This window comes from Mesorhizobium sp. C277A (genome assembly GCF_040324395.1).
In the GTDB taxonomy this organism is placed as follows: domain Bacteria; phylum Pseudomonadota; class Alphaproteobacteria; order Rhizobiales; family Rhizobiaceae; genus Mesorhizobium.
The window spans coordinates 4510534-4526878 of record NZ_JAMYVW010000002.1; the positions used below are offsets into that span (position 1 = coordinate 4510534).

At 63.8% G+C, this 16345-nt stretch carries 15 protein-coding genes; 4 read left to right on the forward strand and 11 right to left on the reverse strand.

Annotated elements, in window-relative coordinates; translation table 11 throughout:
* Positions 1-90 precede the first annotated feature (90 nt).
* Positions 91-675: a TetR/AcrR family transcriptional regulator gene (locus NKK52_RS22220; protein WP_023684010.1), complete on the forward strand. Its 585-nt coding sequence runs from the start codon at positions 91-93 to the stop codon at positions 673-675.
* Between the two features lie 115 nt (positions 676-790).
* On the opposite strand, the gene NKK52_RS22225 is transcribed toward NKK52_RS22220, so the two are convergent.
* From NKK52_RS22225 to NKK52_RS22250, 6 genes are all read right to left on the reverse strand, one after another.
* Positions 791-1648, reverse strand: coding sequence for a sigma-70 family RNA polymerase sigma factor (locus NKK52_RS22225; protein ID WP_023684011.1), 858 nt, complete (start codon positions 1646-1648; stop codon positions 791-793).
* A complete protein-coding gene (locus NKK52_RS22230) occupies positions 1648-2121 on the reverse strand; it encodes a carboxymuconolactone decarboxylase family protein (protein WP_023684012.1) in 474 nt (157 codons plus the stop codon). The genes NKK52_RS22225 and NKK52_RS22230 overlap by 1 nt, the downstream gene beginning before the upstream one ends.
* A 98-nt stretch (positions 2122-2219) precedes the next feature.
* Positions 2220-3320: an ABC transporter ATP-binding protein gene (locus NKK52_RS22235; RefSeq protein WP_050591985.1), complete on the reverse strand. Its 1101-nt coding sequence runs from the start codon at positions 3318-3320 to the stop codon at positions 2220-2222.
* A gap of 14 nt (positions 3321-3334) precedes the next feature.
* Positions 3335-5539: an ABC transporter permease gene (locus NKK52_RS22240; protein WP_023684014.1), complete on the reverse strand. Its 2205-nt coding sequence runs from the start codon at positions 5537-5539 to the stop codon at positions 3335-3337.
* 90 nt (positions 5540-5629) lie between these two features.
* The gene (locus NKK52_RS22245; RefSeq protein ID WP_023684015.1) at positions 5630-6655 is read right to left on the reverse strand and encodes an ABC transporter substrate-binding protein; all 1026 of its coding nucleotides are present in this window, start codon (positions 6653-6655) and stop codon (positions 5630-5632) included.
* Positions 6656-6716: 61 nt separating this feature from the next.
* Positions 6717-7550, reverse strand: a complete 834-nt coding sequence (locus NKK52_RS22250) for an inositol monophosphatase family protein (protein WP_050587494.1) — start codon at positions 7548-7550, stop codon at positions 6717-6719.
* A gap of 218 nt (positions 7551-7768) precedes the next feature.
* Between NKK52_RS22250 and NKK52_RS22255 the strand changes: the two genes are divergently transcribed.
* The 3 genes from NKK52_RS22255 (at position 7769) to NKK52_RS22265 (ending at position 11439) form a co-directional block, all read left to right on the forward strand.
* Positions 7769-8788 (forward strand): LacI family DNA-binding transcriptional regulator, encoded by a 1020-nt coding sequence (locus NKK52_RS22255; RefSeq protein ID WP_084569953.1) that lies wholly within the window; start codon positions 7769-7771, stop codon positions 8786-8788.
* A 37-nt stretch (positions 8789-8825) separates the two neighbouring features.
* Positions 8826-9011, forward strand: a complete 186-nt coding sequence (locus NKK52_RS22260; protein ID WP_023684018.1) for a hypothetical protein — start codon at positions 8826-8828, stop codon at positions 9009-9011.
* Between the two features lie 85 nt (positions 9012-9096).
* Positions 9097-11439, forward strand: a complete 2343-nt coding sequence (locus NKK52_RS22265; protein ID WP_023684019.1) for a response regulator — start codon at positions 9097-9099, stop codon at positions 11437-11439.
* On the opposite strand, the gene NKK52_RS22270 is transcribed toward NKK52_RS22265, so the two are convergent.
* From NKK52_RS22270 to ispG, 5 genes are all read right to left on the reverse strand, one after another.
* Positions 11440-12192: a Stf0 family sulfotransferase gene (locus NKK52_RS22270; protein WP_023684020.1), complete on the reverse strand. Its 753-nt coding sequence runs from the start codon at positions 12190-12192 to the stop codon at positions 11440-11442.
* 80 nt (positions 12193-12272) lie between these two features.
* The gene (locus NKK52_RS22275; RefSeq protein ID WP_198031508.1) at positions 12273-13412 is read right to left on the reverse strand and encodes a sterol desaturase family protein; all 1140 of its coding nucleotides are present in this window, start codon (positions 13410-13412) and stop codon (positions 12273-12275) included.
* 163 nt (positions 13413-13575) lie between these two features.
* Positions 13576-14127 carry a chloramphenicol phosphotransferase CPT family protein gene (locus tag NKK52_RS22280; protein ID WP_023684021.1) on the reverse strand — a complete coding sequence of 184 codons (552 nt, stop codon included), beginning with the start codon at positions 14125-14127 and terminating at the stop codon, positions 13576-13578.
* 8 nt (positions 14128-14135) lie between these two features.
* Positions 14136-14993, reverse strand: a complete 858-nt coding sequence (locus NKK52_RS22285; protein WP_023684022.1) for a lytic transglycosylase domain-containing protein — start codon at positions 14991-14993, stop codon at positions 14136-14138.
* A 3-nt stretch (positions 14994-14996) separates the two neighbouring features.
* Positions 14997-16250: a flavodoxin-dependent (E)-4-hydroxy-3-methylbut-2-enyl-diphosphate synthase gene (ispG, locus tag NKK52_RS22290; RefSeq protein WP_023684023.1), complete on the reverse strand. Its 1254-nt coding sequence runs from the start codon at positions 16248-16250 to the stop codon at positions 14997-14999.
* Between the last annotated feature and the right edge of the window lie 95 nt (positions 16251-16345).

The following is a 16345-nucleotide window of genomic DNA, read 5'->3' on the forward strand; positions in this document are numbered from 1 at the left end:
GCCACTGGGGCTAGCTTTCGTTCGCTGGTTGAATTATGATCATAATATCAAATTATGACCGTAATGCAATAGCAGAAAGGAATAGCAGCCATGCGCTACGAAAAGGGCCGAAAGGACGCCTCCCGCGATCGCATCGTCGAGGTCGCAGCCCAGCGTTTTCGCGGTGACGGCATCGCCGCGTCCGGACTGGCAGCCATTATGGGCGACGCCGGACTGACGAACGGAGCCTTCTATCCGCATTTCCAGTCCAAGGCGGAACTTGTGCGTGAAAGCCTTGTAGCGGCACTGGAGAGCCAGTCGCAGCAACTGCAGGAGGTATTGGCAGCCGGTGGTCCGGAGATGGGCATAGCGGCGTATCTGTCAGCTGAGCACCGGGACAATCCGGGAGCCGGCTGCGCGTCGGCCGCCCTGTTGCCGGAACTCGCGCGTCAGCCGCCCGAAACGCGCCAAGTCTATACCGAACGCTTGCTGGTTCTGGTGCGCCAGTTGTCTGCAGTACTTCCGCAGACCAAGGACCCGGAAGCCGCCGCCCTGGGCGTTTTTGCGACCCTCATAGGCACGCTTCAGCTGGCCCGCGCGGCAGCGGGGACGGAATTGTCGGATCGCATCCTTGCGGCAGGAGCAGACGCCGCGCGCAGCCTGATCCAGCCAAGTGACGGGGAGAAGGCATCCTAGAGGTCGGTGGCGGCAGCGGCAAAGGGCAGCCCTGACATCGTCCTCGGGTGGCACACAGGAAGGGCCGGCTTTTGGAGGCGGGCCGAACCGGTATTTCGCTCCGATTCAATCGGGTCTAACGCAGATGCCTGAGCTTGTCGGGATTGCGCATGACATAGACGGCCGCGATCTTCCCGTCCTCGATGTCAAGCGCGGTCGTCTGCAGTTCGCCATCGGCCTCCCGCGTGACGAACCCCGGCAGTCCATTGACGAAGCCGATGCGCACCAGCGTCGAGCGATTGTCGCGCAGCCAGGCCGCGACTTGCGCGTATTGCTTCATGACGGCGTCGAAGCCCAGCACCGGCGCCAAAGCCGCCGGACGCTTGCCGCCGCCATCGGCATGAGCGCTGACATCTTCCGTCAGCAGCGCGCCGAGCGCCTGCATGTCGCCGCTGCGCGATGCCGCGAAAAAGGCTTCGGCGATCTCCAGGCCACGCTGCTTCTCCACCTTGAAGCGAGGCCGCGCCTCGCGGACATGGCCCCGTGCGCGAGCGGCAAGCTGGCGGCAGGCGGCTGAATCGCGCTCGATGGCGGTCGCGACCTCCTCGAATTCCAGCCCGAACACATCGTGCAGCAGAAAGGCCGCCCGCTCGAGCGGCGAAAGCCGCTCCAGCGCCAACATCAGCGGCAAGGTGACATCTTCAAGATCGTCCTCTTCGACGATCGGCTCGGGCAGCCAAGGGCCGATGTAGGTCTCGCGCTGGCGCCGCGTGGATTTGAGCTGGTCAAGGCAAAGCCGCGTCACCGTGCGGCGCAGGAACGCTTCTGGCTCGCGAACCTGCGAGCGGTCGGTCCCCATCCAGCGGATGAAGGCATCCTGCACGACATCCTCGGCGTCGCTCACCGAGCCCAGCATGCGATAGGCGACCCGCATCAGCTTCGGACGCAGCGGGCCGAAGCCCGCTGCCGCGTCGTCGGGTGCCGTCGCCGTCATCAGGCCGCCTTGGCGCTGGCGCGTATCGTTGCTGCGTCGGTGTAGAGCCCGAAGCCAACGGCGATGCGGTTCCAGCCATTGATGATGTTGATCAAAACGGTGAGCTTCACCTGCTCCTCCTCGGTGAAATGCACCTTAAGATCATCATAGGCGCTTTCGCGGTCCTGTCCTTCCGAGAGGCGCGTCAGCGCATCGGTCCAGCCGAGCGCGGCACGCTCGCGGTCGCTGTAGCAGGGCGCTTCGCGCCAGGCCGGCAGCAGATAGATGCGCTGCTCGGTCTCGCCATTCTCGCGCGCTTCGGTGGCATGCAGATTGATGCAGTTGGCGCAGCCATTGATCTGCGACGCCCGAAGCTTCACCAGCTCGTTGAGGCTGTGCTCGAGCCCGGCGGCGACGGAGAGTTCGGTCGATGCGCGCTGCCACTGCTTGATCAGCGCAGGGGCGGCGGCGAAGAGGTCGATCTTGGCGGTCATGATTGCAGTCCTTGTGTTGGGTACGCCATCATGACGAGACAAGACCGGCCGGTGTGACATTCAGGCTGGATTTTTTCGAAGGTGCTTTCCCGGCGCGTTCAATCGTCTTTGATCAGCACGATCTTCGCCGGATCGAAATCGATCCCGACCATCGTCCCTTCCGCCACGGCGGGTGTGACATCAGGCGATGTCGCGAACAGTTCGACCGCCGGATCGCTGATCGCGATCCGGTATTCCATGTGGTCGCCGAGATACGAGCTCTTGACCACCTGGCCCTTCATGGTGCCCGCTGGCTGGCCGGGCAAGATGCGCACGGCATTCGGGCGCACAGCGAGGATCGCCGGCCCCGGAGCGTTACCGCGACCCGGCATGTCGAGCAGCAAGGGTCCGACCTTGACCCTTGCACTGGTCGCATTGCTGGAAAGCACCTCGACGTCGAGCAGATTGGCGTCGCCCATAAAGTCGGCGATGAAACGGTTGGTCGGCTCGTTGTAGAGGTCGCGCGGCGTACCGTCCTGGGCGACGCGAGCGGCGTTCATGACGATGATGCGGTCGGAGACGGCGAGCGCCTCTTCCTGGTCATGCGTGACATAGACCATGGTCAGCGCCAGATCTTGCTGCAGGCCGCGGATTTCGTCGCGCACGCGCCGGCGCAGCTTGGCGTCGAGATTGGACAGCGGCTCGTCGAACAGCAGCACCTTCGGCTCCAGTACGATGGCTCGCGCCACCGCGACGCGCTGCTGCTGGCCGCCGGACAATTCGCTCGGCTGGCGCTTCTCGTAGCCGGACAGGCCGACAAGCGACAGCTTTTCGGCGGCGCGCTGGGCTGCCTGCGCCTTGCCAAGCCCCATAGCCCGCAAGCCGTAGCTGACATTCTCCATCACGTTCATGTGCGGGAACAGCGCATAGGACTGGAACACCATGGAGACATCGCGCTCGGTGGCGGACAGCAAGGTGACGTCCTTGTCGCCGATCAGGATGCGCCCGGTGCTGGTCTGTTCCAGTCCGGCGATCAGCCTGAGCGTCGTCGTCTTGCCGCAACCCGAGGGCCCGAGCAGCGTCACCAGGCTGGCCGGCGCGATGTCGAAGCTGACGTTGTCGACGGCGGTCACCGCGCCGTATTTCTTGGTGACGCCCTCGAACCGCACGGCCGGCCTGTCCGTGACAACCGGGACAGCATTCTTCGCCGTCTGATCCACGCCGCTTCTCCCCATCAGATTGCTGCCACCACGGCTTCCGCCCCAGGCCGGCGCCGGCCGAGCCGGCGTTCGCCGACCAGCAGCTGGATGCCGATGAGGATGACCATCATGACAACGATCATCACCGCCGAATAGACAATCGCGATGCCGTATTCGCCGACATCTGCGCGCCCGACAATGTAGACCGTGGCGAGATTGAACCGGCCGCTCGCCAGGAAGATGACGGCGCTGACCGCCGTCACCGCGCGCACGAAACTGTAGATCATCGCGGTCACGATCGCCGGCTTCAGGATCGGCAGGATCACCCGCAGCAAGGTAGCAAAAGACCGCGCCCCAAGCGTCAGCGATGCCTCGTCCAGGCTCTTGTCGATCTGGCCCAGATTGGCGAGCCCGGCACGGATCGCCACCGGCATATTACGGAAGATGAAGGAGATGACGATGATCAACCCGGTACCGGTCAACTGCACCGGCGGCACGTTGAAGGCAAGGATATAACTGACGCCGATCACCGTGCCGGGAATGGCGAAACTCATCATGGCCAGGAACTCGAACATGGTGCGCCCGGCGAAACGCTGCCGATCGAGCAGATAGGCCGTCAGGATGCCGAGCGCCGCAGTGAACGGCATCGCCACCAGCGCCAGGCCGATGGTCATCAGCAGCGACGGCCAGGCCGAGCCGCTGAAAAACCAGCCATTGACGCCTTTCTCGATCGAAAAGGCGGTGAGGAAATACTCGAGCGTCGGCGTGTTGTCGCGCCCGATCGATTGCACGAAACCGCCGCCCAGGATGATGCCGTAGACCACGATGGTCAGAACCAGCCACGGAACGACGGCGGCGTAGCAGCCGATCCGCAAGGCCTTGGGCAGCGTCGCCGGTACGCCGCCATCGCCCTTGCCTGCGACGGTGACGTAGCTGCGGCTGCCGATCCAGCGGCGCTGGATGACGAAGGCTGCCAGCGTGAACATCAACAGCACGATCGCCAGCACCGCCGCGCGGCCCTGGTCGTGCGCCGCGCCAACCACCGCGAAGAATATATCGGTCGACAGCACGTTGAAATTGCCTCCCAGCACCAGCGGATTGGCGAAATCGGCCATGCTCTCGATGAACGAGATCAGGAAGGCGCTGGCCAGGCCCGGCCGGATCAACGGCCAGGTGACGGTGCGAAACGTCCGCCAGCGGCTGGCGCGCAAGGTCTGCGACGCCTCCTCCATGCTCGGGCTGACCCCTTGCAGCACGCCGACCAAAACCAGGAAGGCGATCGGCGTGAAGGCCAGCACCTGCGCGATGGTGATGCCGGCCATGCCATAGATCCAGCGGCTGCGCGGAATGCCGAGATGCACCGACATGAGGTTGGTGACGATGCCGGCGCGGCCGAACAGCAGGATCAGCGCCAGGCCGATGACGAAGGGCGGCGTGATGATCGGCAGGATGGACAGGCCGCGCAGCAACCATTTGGCCGGCAGCTTGGTGCGTAGCGCGATCAGCGCCAGCGCCAGGCCGAGCGCCGTGCAGAAAAAGCCGACGAGGACTGCGATCGCCACCGTGTTCCACGCCACGCCGCAGGAGCCCTCGCCATAGAGGCAGCGCAGGCTCCATATGTTGGCGCTGAAGATCTTTTCGAAGAACAGCGCCGGCACGACATTGCCGTCATTGTCCTTGATGGCCGAGGTGAGGATCGACAGCAGCGGATAGGCGACGAACAGGATCAGCGAAGCAATCACGATTGAGAGCGAGCCGACGACGAAACGGTCGCCCTTGCACCATCCCCGCGCGGCGAGCGCCTCGGCGATGAACATCAGCATCGCCACGGCATAGAGCGCCGCGCCCCAGCCAAGCCCCGGCTGCATCGGTCCCGGCGTGCCGGCGATCCGGGTAAGCAAGCCAAATCCCCAGCCCGAATGGATGATGGAAAAGCCTTCGATGGCCAGCCACAGCAGGCCCGCCGCGCCTGCAACCGCAAGGCTCTTGGGGTTATTGCGCGCCACCAGCCAGCTCGCCAGCAGAAGCGGCAGGACAAGCGGCAACAGCCAGGGCCGGCCACCGAGCGCCAGGATGATGGCCGGTGTCGCATCCGCCGGCTGTGCCAGCCAGTCGAACGACAGGAAGCCGCCTTCGACTTTGTACCAAGGCAAGAGCACGAAGCTCGCCCACGCGGCCATTACCCAGGCGAGCGCGCTGCGTCCAGGAGCGGAACTGACCATGGAACCGGCCGCGGCCATTCAATGTCTTTCTGTGCCAAAGGATGGTGCGCCGGCTGCAGCGAAGGGCAGCCGGCGATCAGATGCTAGAGTGAGCGCAAAAGAACGCGCTCAGCCGCTATTGCGGACCTCGTCGGTGAACTTCTTCAACAGTCGCTTGCGTTCGGCCGACGAGCCGTATTTGGCGAAGTCGTAGTCGATCAGCTTGATCTTCGAGAGGTCCGGCGCCTCGGGCGGCACCGGCGTGGCGGTGTTCGACGGGATCTGGAAGCTGCCGTTCGGCGCCGCGAGCTTCTGCGCATCCGGGCTCAGCGCCCAGTCGTAGAATTTCTGCGCCTCTTCGACATGCTTGGCGCCCGTCACGATGCTCATCGAGCCGATCTCGAAGCCGGTGCCCTCGCAAGGCGAAACCACCTTCACCGCCGGGTTCTGCTTGGCCGCGTTGATGACGTCGTGCTGGAAGGAGATGCCGATCAGCGTCTCGCCCTTGCCGACGGCGAGCGCCGGCGCGGCCCCTGCCTTGGTGTATTCGGCGATGTTCTTGTTGAGCTGCTTGAGATAGTCGAATGCCTTGTCCTCGCCCATCAGCTGGACGATGGTGGCAAGCATGGTCCAGGCCGTGCCCGATGAATTCGGGTCGGCCATCTCGATCTCGCCCTGGAATTCCGGCTTGACCAGATCGGCCCAGCACGCCGGCGCGGTCAGCCCGCGCTGCTTCAGATCTTCCTCATTGTAGCCGTAACCGAGCGCACCGAGATAAATGCCGACCGTGCGGTTCTTCGACCTGTCGGCCTGCTTCAGCGCCCAGTCGCGCAAGTTTGCCAGTTGCGGCGACTTGTATTCCTGGGTGAGGCCCTCTTCCGCCGCCTGCAGATGCGGGTCGCCGGTGCCGCCCCACCAGATATCGGCTTGCGGATTGTCCTTCTCGGCCCGGAGGCGGGCGTAGATTTCGCCGGCGCTCATGCGGGTCATGTCGACGCTGACGCCCGTCTCCTTCTGGTAGGTGGTCGCCATCGCCCGGCACCAGGCCTCGTCGACGGCGCAATACATTGTGAGGCTGCGGTCGGCCGCCTGGGCGGCACCCGCCAATCCGAACATGGCCAGCGCCGCGCCAAGGCCAAGCCAGGCGGCGCGCAAGCCTTGCTTACTGTCAAATGTCTTCATCGATATTCCTCCCTGTCTTCTCACTGGAAACGATCTACCCGTCGTCGAGCGGCACTCCGATCACCTGGGACAATGTCGCCGCGACACCGGGTGCTGCCGCAAGCACGGGATTGCCCTTCGCCATGCCGTCGCCGTCGAGGAACCGGTTCACACGGCCGCCGGCCTCCTCCACCAGCAGCAATCCGGCCAGGCAGTCCCACGAATTGATGTGCAGCTCGGCATAGGCATCCGAGCGGCCGTCGGCCACATAGGCCAGCCCAAGCGCTCCGGAGCCGGAGCGCCGCACATTGGCGCCGAGTGCCCAGACAAGGCTCACCTTGTCCAGATAGTCGCGATTGGGAATCCTGGGCGACCAGCCGAACTCGACAAAGGCGCGGTCGAACGCTTGCGTCGGCGACACATGGATCGGCGCGCCATTGCGCGTCGCGCCGTGCCCGCGACGGGCAAAGTACGTTTCGCCGATGGCCGGATTGGCAATGCCGCCGATCTCGCTGCGGCCGTCCTCGACGAAAGCTATCGAAATGCAGAAATGCGGAATACCGCGCATGAAATTGGCGGTGCCGTCGATGGGGTCGACGACCCACATGCGGGCAGAGCCGATGCCACCGCCTTCCTCGCCCAAAAACCCGTCCTGCGGAAAAGCCTCTGCCAGCGTCGCGCGGATGTGCTCCTCGACCTTGCCGTCGGTTTCAGTGAGAAAATCCTGCGGGCCTTTCATCGCCACCGGCTGGACGGCGCCCTGCCGGGCATAGCCTTCCATCGCCAGTTGCCCGGCCGTGACAAGCAGTTTCCGGCAGACCTCGGCACGCCTGTCCATCTCGGCCTCGGACAGCCGGTCCGCCTTCGGATGCGCCGCCGCCCTGCTCATGCAGCCGGTCCGGACAATCGCGCCCTCAATGCCGTCTTCGGCGAAATGGACAGGGTATTCCTCCGATGCCACTCTTGAGCCGGCTTGTATTGCACGGCTGTGCAAAGCTGTTGCATTCGGCCATGCCTGTCAAGTGCGGTGGGTGGCAATGGCAGAAGAGTTGCATTACATTGCACTGGCGTGCAAAGAATCACGAAAACAGCAGCGAGAGCGTTGGCTTGACGGTTCCGAGAATCCGCACCGGTTTTTCCAGCGCCCAGCAGGTTGCCGACCTCGCCGGGGTTTCACGTTCGGCGGTGTCACGTACCTTCACGCCCGGCGCTTCCGTTTCCGGGGAAACCCGCGAGCGAGTGATGCTGGCGGCCGAGCAACTCGGCTATCACGTCAACCATCTGGCTCGCGGCCTGATGCGGGCCTCGACCGGCATTGTCTGCCTCATCGTTGCCGATGGCGACACGCCCTATCATGCCCGCCTGCAGAAGGCGCTGACCCAACATCTGCGGGACGCCGGCAAAATGGCCATGGTGTTCAACACCTCCGGCCCCAGCCACCATGTCGACCAGGCGCTGCGCAACACGCTGAACTATCGCGCCGATGCGAGCATCGTTCTGTCCGGCTCGCCGCCGCAGTTGCTGATCCGCACCTGTCTTGAGAACGGCCAGCGGCTGGTGCTGATCAATCGCGATGACCGCTTCGACGGCCCGCACAATATCGGTGTCGACAACGCTGCAGCCGCAGAGGCAGCGCTGCATGCCTTCATCCGGGCCGGCTGTACCCGCCCCGCTTTGGTGACCTCGGCTGCCGGCACGCCCAGCCTGCTCTCCCGCGAAACCGCCTTCCTTACCGCGGCGCAGGAGGAAGGGCTGGAGGTGACCGTGTGGCGCGAGGGCCGCACCGGCTATGCCACCGGAGCCGATGGCGCCAGGCGGCTCTTTTCTGGCCGGCAGCGGCCGGATGCGGCGTTCTGCGTGACCGACCTGATTGCGTGCGGCTTTCTCGATGCGGCCCGCCACGAGTTCGGCATCAACGTACCCCGCGATCTCTGCGTCATCGGCTTTGACGACATTGAACAGGCCGACTGGGCCTCTTACCGGCTGACGACGTTCTCGCCGCCGATCGAGGAGATCGCCAGGCGCGCCGTGCGGCTCGCGACCGGCGCGCGGGAGGAGGCTGGCAGCCGCCTGATCTGCCATGCGCCCATGGTCTGGCGCAGCACGGTGAGGCCGGGCCAGGGCTGATGCGAAACATGTGTCGGTCAAGACGGGAAACGTACTGATGTCCAAGAAAAAGGCCAGGAAGACCCGCCAGGCGGCAAGACCGGTGGAGATAGCTGTAGGCCCCGAAATCCGGAGCATGATGCGCAAGTTCGGCCTGACCGAGGAAGAAGCACTGCGCATGATGCGCGAATGCGATGCCACCCTCTATGGCGCCAACTCCGGGCACGTGCAGCCAGGATCTTGACGGCCCGCCAGGCGCGAACGGAATTTTAATGTAAATCAAGCGTAATCCCGACCGTTAAAATGATGCGTATGTGTTGGGGTTGCGCATGCCGGAATATTCTTTCTTCATCCGCTCGATCCGGATCCGCTACATCTCGGGATTGCTCATCTTTGCGCTGGCTTCCACCGCGGTGATGTTTGCGCTCAATCGCGTCAATTCCTTCCGCCACGACATCGACGCGCTGAGCAGCAATCTCGTCGTCTTCACCCGCGACCTGCGCAACGCCTCCAGCTTTGCCGAAACCGCCAGCACGACCTGGCGCACCGAAACCCGTGACGGCCTTGCCGCCGCCGCGCGCGGCCATTCGCAACGCCTGACCAGCGAGATCGAAACACTGTCCGCGGAGTTGGCCGCGATCAAGCCGAGCCTATCGGCCAAAACGCTGGACGAACTCTCGTCGGCCGCCGTCAACGGCGACCTGTTCTGGTCGTCGCGCGACATCGTGCGCAACTTCAACCTGATGTCGGCGGCGCAACAGACCGACGAATGGAGTTCGCGCGAAATCCTCAACCAGAACGACCTGTTCGTCCAGCCGATGCTGGTGCGTGTGCGTACCGCCATGGATGGCGAACGCCATCTGGCCGACGCCTCCAGCGACAGGCTGCTGTTGTGGGCAAGCGGCCTTCTGTTCGCGGTTCTTGCCATCGTTGCCCTCTGGATCTTCCGGCCGATGGAAAAGGCGATCCGCCGCGCCTTCACCGAATCCGCCGCATCCTTGTTCAAGGCCGAAGCGGCCGACCGCGCCAAATCGGAATTCCTGGCCAATATGAGCCATGAGATCCGCACGCCGATGAATGGCGTGCTGGGCATGGCCGAACTGCTCGCCAAGACCGAGCTTAACGCGCGCCAGAAGACCTTCACCGAAGTCATCGTCAAGTCCGGCAATGCGCTGCTCACCATCATCAACGACATCCTCGATTTCTCCAAGATCAATGCCGGTCAGCTGACGCTCGATCCTGCACCCTTCCGGCTTGCCGAAGCGGTCGAGGACGTGGCCACACTGGTGTCGGCGCGCGTCGCCGAAAAGAACCTCGAGCTGATCGTGCGTGTCGACCCGCGCCTGCCTGCCCATGTCGTCGGCGATGCCGGACGGTTTCGTCAGATCGTCACCAATCTGCTCGGCAATGCGGTGAAGTTCACCGAGAAGGGCCATGTGCTGATCGATGTCGGCGGCGAGGTGGTCGACGGCATCGTCCAGCTCAAGGTCCGCGTCGAGGACACAGGCATCGGCATTCCTGCCGAGAAGCTCGAGAACGTGTTCGAGAAATTCGCGCAGGTCGACGGCTCGTCGACGCGCCGCCATGAAGGCACCGGCCTCGGCCTTGCCATCGCCGCCCGCCTCATCGACCTGATGGGCGGCAAGATCGGCGTCGAAAGCGAGATCGGCCGCGGCTCGGTGTTCTGGTTCGCCGTGCCGCTGCCGGCGCATCAGCAGGACACGCGCAACGAGATCGTGCCGGTCGATGTCACCGGCGCCCGCGTGCTGGTCATCGACGACAACCCGGTCAACCGCGAGATCTTGCTGGAGCAGCTCAGAAGCTGGAGCTTCGACTGCGCGGCCGCCGAAAGCGGCGCCGTCGGCCTCGCCTTTCTAGACCGGGCCAGCCAACTCGGTGCTGCGGTCGACTGCATCATCCTCGACTACCAGATGCCCGGCATGAACGGCGCCGATGTCGCCAAGGCGATTTCCGCCGACAGCCGTCTCTCCGCCATCCCGGTGGTGCTGCTGACCTCCGTCGACCAGGTCGATTTCGGCAAGATGGTCATCGATTTCGGCATCGCCGCGCATCTCACCAAGCCGGCGCGCTCGGCCATCCTGCTCGGCACCGTCATCTCGGCCATCCAGAAAGCGCGGGCCCAGATCGGCAAGGCCCAGTTCGTTCGCGAGCCTGTCGTTCCGCAGGCGGCACCCGTGACGCCACCCGCCTTCACCGTCATTCGCGGCCCGGCAATTCCGGCGGCCACAGTGCCTGAATCGATCGCCACGCCAAACGGCCCGATCGATATTCTGATCGCCGAGGACAATGACGTGAACCAGCTGGTGTTCGGCCAAATCCTCAATGGGCTTGGCCTCAGCTACCGCATCGCCAGCAATGGCCGCACGGCCGTCGAGATGTACCGGGCGCTGCGGCCGAAGCTGATCCTCATGGACGTCTCCATGCCGGAGATGAACGGCTACGAGGCGACCCGCGCCATCCGGGCGGCGGAGGCAGCGAGTGGCAATCACACACCAATCATCGGCGTCACCGCGCACGCACTGAAGGGCGACCGCGACAAATGTATCGAGTCCGGAATGGACGACTATCTGCCTAAGCCGGTGTCGCCCGACCGCCTCGGCAGCAAGATCGGCACATGGCTCAGCGAAACGGTCGCGGTAAAGAGGGCTTGATCAAATCGCCGCGTCCAGACGATAGCGGCGCATCCAGTCCAGACTAATCTCGTCCGAGAGCTTGGCGACGCCCGGCTTTACGTCGGCGGCATTCGGCGCCGGAACGCCCAGGGCCTTGCAGATGGATGCCAATGCCGCTGCCGGATCGCCTGACAGGCGCTCATAGCCGATGCGCAGCGGGACGATCCCCTGCTCCGCGAACCAGACGTTCCAGCCCGCGTCATAGGCTTCGAGTTCGGCAAGCTCGCGCTGGATCCGCTTGAAATCGTAGCGGGGTTCCTGCGGCGGTGCGACTCGTTCGATCTCGGTTCCGTCGGGCGCGATGTGCCAAAGCCCGGTCTGCTCGGCCTTGATCAGCGACACCGCCTGCGCCAGCTTGTTTTCGCGCGAAAGATGGATGTAGAGGACCCGCCCGAAGGCCTTTTCAAAGCGTGCTTTGTCCGATGGCAGGTCTGGGTAGATCCGGTCGAGGATTGCCGAGAGTTCATCCAGGTTTTCCCGCATCAGGCGCAAGCCGAAGACGCCCGTTCCGCCCCTTCCCGCGCTGATTGCCGCACCGAGATAGGCGAGGTCGAAATCATGCGCGCTCATCGTCTCGGGATGCGGCAATTTCCACTCTTCGGCCCATTCCGCCTTGTCCTGCCGCCGGTAGAACGAGTGCGGATCGCCGGCTGTTTTCGTCGAGGCCAGAAGGCCGCACAGCAAGGTGCTTCCGGTTCTCGGCGTGCCGCAGATTACGTAGCCGTCACGCATCTCGGGGCTCTGTCGCTTGTCATGGATTGGGCTAACCTCGCCAGGCGCGGTGACACGCGCGCTTCGCGAAGGACTCCAGTCTAGCCGCGCCGGAAGGGATAGAGGAATTGCTGCCAGTATCCGTTCGGAACGGGATGTCCGTGAATGCCGTAGCCGTTCGGCCAGCGCCCTTCGGGCATATGGTGGGTACCGAACAGCCGGTCGAGCAGCGGGAAATGGATGGCGAAGTTTACGTCGATCGCTTCTTTCTCGAGGCCGTGATGCCAGTGGTGGTAACGCGGCGACACCAGCACCTTTTCGACTGGACCGAAACTGGTTCCGATGTTGGAATGGATGAAAGACGAATAGACGTAGACGATCGATATATACGTCTGGATAGCCGATTCATCGAACCCCAGCACGAACATCGGGGTGGCCGTCAGGCTGCGCAGCACGATGATTTCCAGGAAATGCATGCGCGCACCGGCAATCCAGTCCATCGACTTGGCGGAATGGTGCACGGCATGGAACTTCCACAGCCAGGGAATGCGATGAAAGGCCCGATGCACCCAATACTGGGCAAGGTCGGTCAGGAACATTACCGCCAGCAGTTGCACCAGCCACGGCAAGTCGTGGACCCAGGCGCGCACCGAACCAAGGGCGCCCTGCGCATTGACGAAGTTGGACGGCGCCAAGGTCAGGTAGGTCAAAATCTGCACCAGCAGCGATGAGACCAGATAGTAGAACAGGTCCTCGCGCCATTCGTCGCGGAACACGGTCTGATCCTTGTTGCGCGCGAAAAGACGTTCGAGCGGAACGAACAGCACACCCATGAACAGGGCGTTCAGGATGAAGAAATCTAGCCCGAAGAACACCCCTTCGATGTGCAGTTGATGGCGCACCGGAAGCATGCCGACCAGCGACGCCAGCAGCACAGTGAACATCGCTGCCGCGCCGAGCGTCTTTTGCCTGCGCAGCGTCATGCTGAGGATCGCCAGGATATAGCCGGAGATGAGGACGAAATAGAGCACCGGCTTGAAGAACAGCATCTGGTGGATGGGGGCCAGATCCGGCATCGATGTAAGCGACGGGTAGCGCAGCACGATGACCATCAGCAGGGCGGTGACCCCGGCAAGCAAGCCAATCGAGCCGGACAGCCAGCCAGAACCGAACGGCCGTTTGGCGCGCGGCGTTTCAAGTTCACTTACAACGCGTCTAAGGAAATTTGCCACCGCCCCCATGCCCCGCCTTTTTGACGATCGCAAAAGCTCTCGTCGAGATATCGACCTCTTTTGCTACAGCAGGGCTCATTAATATTTAATCGCCACGACCCTGCACATGACGGGTGACTATCGCTTTCGGGCGATTGGAAGAGCTATGATTGCAACAAAAGAACACCGGCCACTATAGTCGGAATCTTTCCTGGATGCGACGGGCGCATTCAAGCGGCGTCAGCCGGCTGGTGTCGACTTCGAGGTCGTAGTCTATGCCGTTGTGGACGCGTCCATATTGCCAGCGCGCCAGGCCAGGCAGCCTGTCGGCGCGCGCGGCCTCGCGCGCTCCCAGCACCTCCAGCGGCGCCATGACGCCGACCAGATGCAGGTCGAAACCCGACAGCAGCATGCGGTGCTCCGCTATCTCGTCATTGAAGATCACGTCGTCGACAATGAGATTGTTGCCTTGCCCGGCCATGGCGGCGATGGCATGGCGCATGCCGCGCATGGCTCGCGCGCCGACCGGCCCGCTCCTGATCACCACCGACGGCTTGCCGTCTTCCAGCACGGTCTCAAAGGAAAACCCGTCGGCATGATCCTGCAGCGCCGGCGGCAGCATGTCGATGAAAGCATCCATCTGGACATGCAGGAAGGGCTCGGTGGCGATTGTTTGCAGCGCCCTGGCGATCGAGCTTTTGCCGGCGCTGCCGACGCCATTAAGCAGGACGATTTTGGCCGTCATGTCGCCCCCTATCGGTTGCGCACGACGATACAGGCGCCGCCGACGCTTTGCAGTTTCTGGCAGATGACGTTGGCGGCGGCACGGTCGTCGACACCGATCCTGACGGCGTAGATGCCGCGTCGGCCGATCGGCGTGCGCACCCGGCTGACCACCGGGTCACGACCGGAAAGCAGCGCCGGAAACCGGCTCCTGACCCGCAGCCACTGATTGATCGCAGCTCCCCTGCGGAAATTGCCGGCCACCTGGACGCCCCATGGCTTCACATTGATCGACGCCATGGCCACGGTTCTCGACATGATCACCGGCAGCTTGCGGCAGGCGACGGCAAAGCTGGTTTTCGCGTCGAGCGGCTCGATCGTTCCGGCGTAGGCGCCGTCGGAGAACTTGTCGGCTGGTTCGCCCATGATGTCGAAGACGTAGCTCTCGGTCTCCATCGGCAGGAAACCGCCGGAATCCAGCCAGCGCGAAACGCGGCTCTCGCCGGCATTGTAGGCAGCCGCCGCCAGGCCGAGATTGCCGAAGCCGGTCTTCATTTCGGCGAGATATTTCGCCGAAGCCGGGATCGCCTGGTCGATGTCGAAAGGATCGGCCAGCCCGCGCATCTTGGCGGTGCCCGGCATGAACTGGGCGATGCCTTCGGCACCGACAGGGCTCACCGCATTGGGGTCGAAGCGGCTTTCCTTCCAGATCAGCCGGGCGAAGTAATCCTTCGGCAGACCGTTCCGCTCGGCATGCGTCTCGATCAGGTCACAGACACGGCCGATCAATCGTTTCGCCGCCGAGCGCGATTGCGGTGGATCGGCGAGCGCCTGTCCGGCACCCAGCCCGCAGAGCAGGATCACACCGGCTTTGAGCAGCCCCCGCATGGCTTATTCGGCCGCAGCCTTGCCGTGCTGGCCAAACCGCTGCTCGATATAGTCGGCAACCATTTTTTCGAAATCGGCGGCGATCGACGGACCGCGCAGCGTCGCCGACTTCTTGCCATCGACGAAGACGGGCGCGGTCGGCGTCTCGCCGGTGCCGGGCAGCGAGATGCCGATATCGGCGTGCTTGGATTCGCCGGGGCCGTTGACGATGCAGCCCATCACCGCGACCTTGAGGTTCTCGACGCCGGGATATTTCTCCCGCCAGACCGGCATGTTCTTGCGCAAATCGGCCTGGATGTTCTGGGCGAGTTCCTGGAACACGGTGGATGTCGTGCGGCCGCAGCCGGGGCAAGCGGCGACGATCGGCACGAACTGACGGAAGCCCATGGTCTGCAGCAGTTCCTGCGAGACCTGCACCTCGCGAGTGCGATCGCCATTCGGCTCCGGCGTCAGCGAGATGCGGATGGTGTCGCCAATGCCTTGCTGCAAGAGGATGCCCATGGCCGCCGACGAGGCGACGATGCCCTTGGAGCCCATGCCGGCTTCGGTGAGGCCGAGATGCAGCGCATGGTTGGAACGCGTGGCAAGCTCGGTGTAGACGGCGATCAAATCCTGCACGCCGCTGACCTTGGCCGACAGGATGATCTTTTCGCGGGCGAGGCCTATCTCTTCAGCCATTTCGGCCGACAGGATCGCCGACTGCACGATCGCCTCGCGGGTTACTTCCTGCGCCGTCAGCGGGAAGCCTTGGCGCTGGTTCTCGTCCATCAGCCGGGTGAGCAACTCCTGATCGAGCGACCCCCAATTGACGCCGATGCGCACCGGCTTGTCATGCCTGATCGCCATTTCGACGATCGCCGCGAACTGGCGGTCCCTCTTGTCCTTGAAGCCGACATTGCCGGGATTGATGCGGTATTTGGCCAGCGCCTCGGCGCAGTCCGGATGGTCGGCCAGCAGCTTGTGGCCGATATAGTGGAAGTCGCCGACCAGCGGCACATTGATGCCGAGCCGCTCGAGCCGTTCGCGGATGCGCGGCACGGCGGCAGCGCTCTCGTCACGATCGACGGTGATGCGCACGATCTCGGAGCCGGCGCGATGCAAAGCCGCAACCTGCGCGACGGTCTGGTCGATATCGGCCGTGTCGGTGTTGGTCATCGACTGCACGACGACCGGCGCGCCGCCGCCGACGACCACGCCGCCGACATCGACGCCGACCGATGTCCGGCGCGCAAAGGGGGAGGAAAAATACCCGGTCATGCCGGCAGCCTCTTGATCACCCGAGCGACATACGTCCACGTCGACGCACGCTCAAACAGCTATCAGCACATAGCGCTGAGGTTCGGGCATGAGGT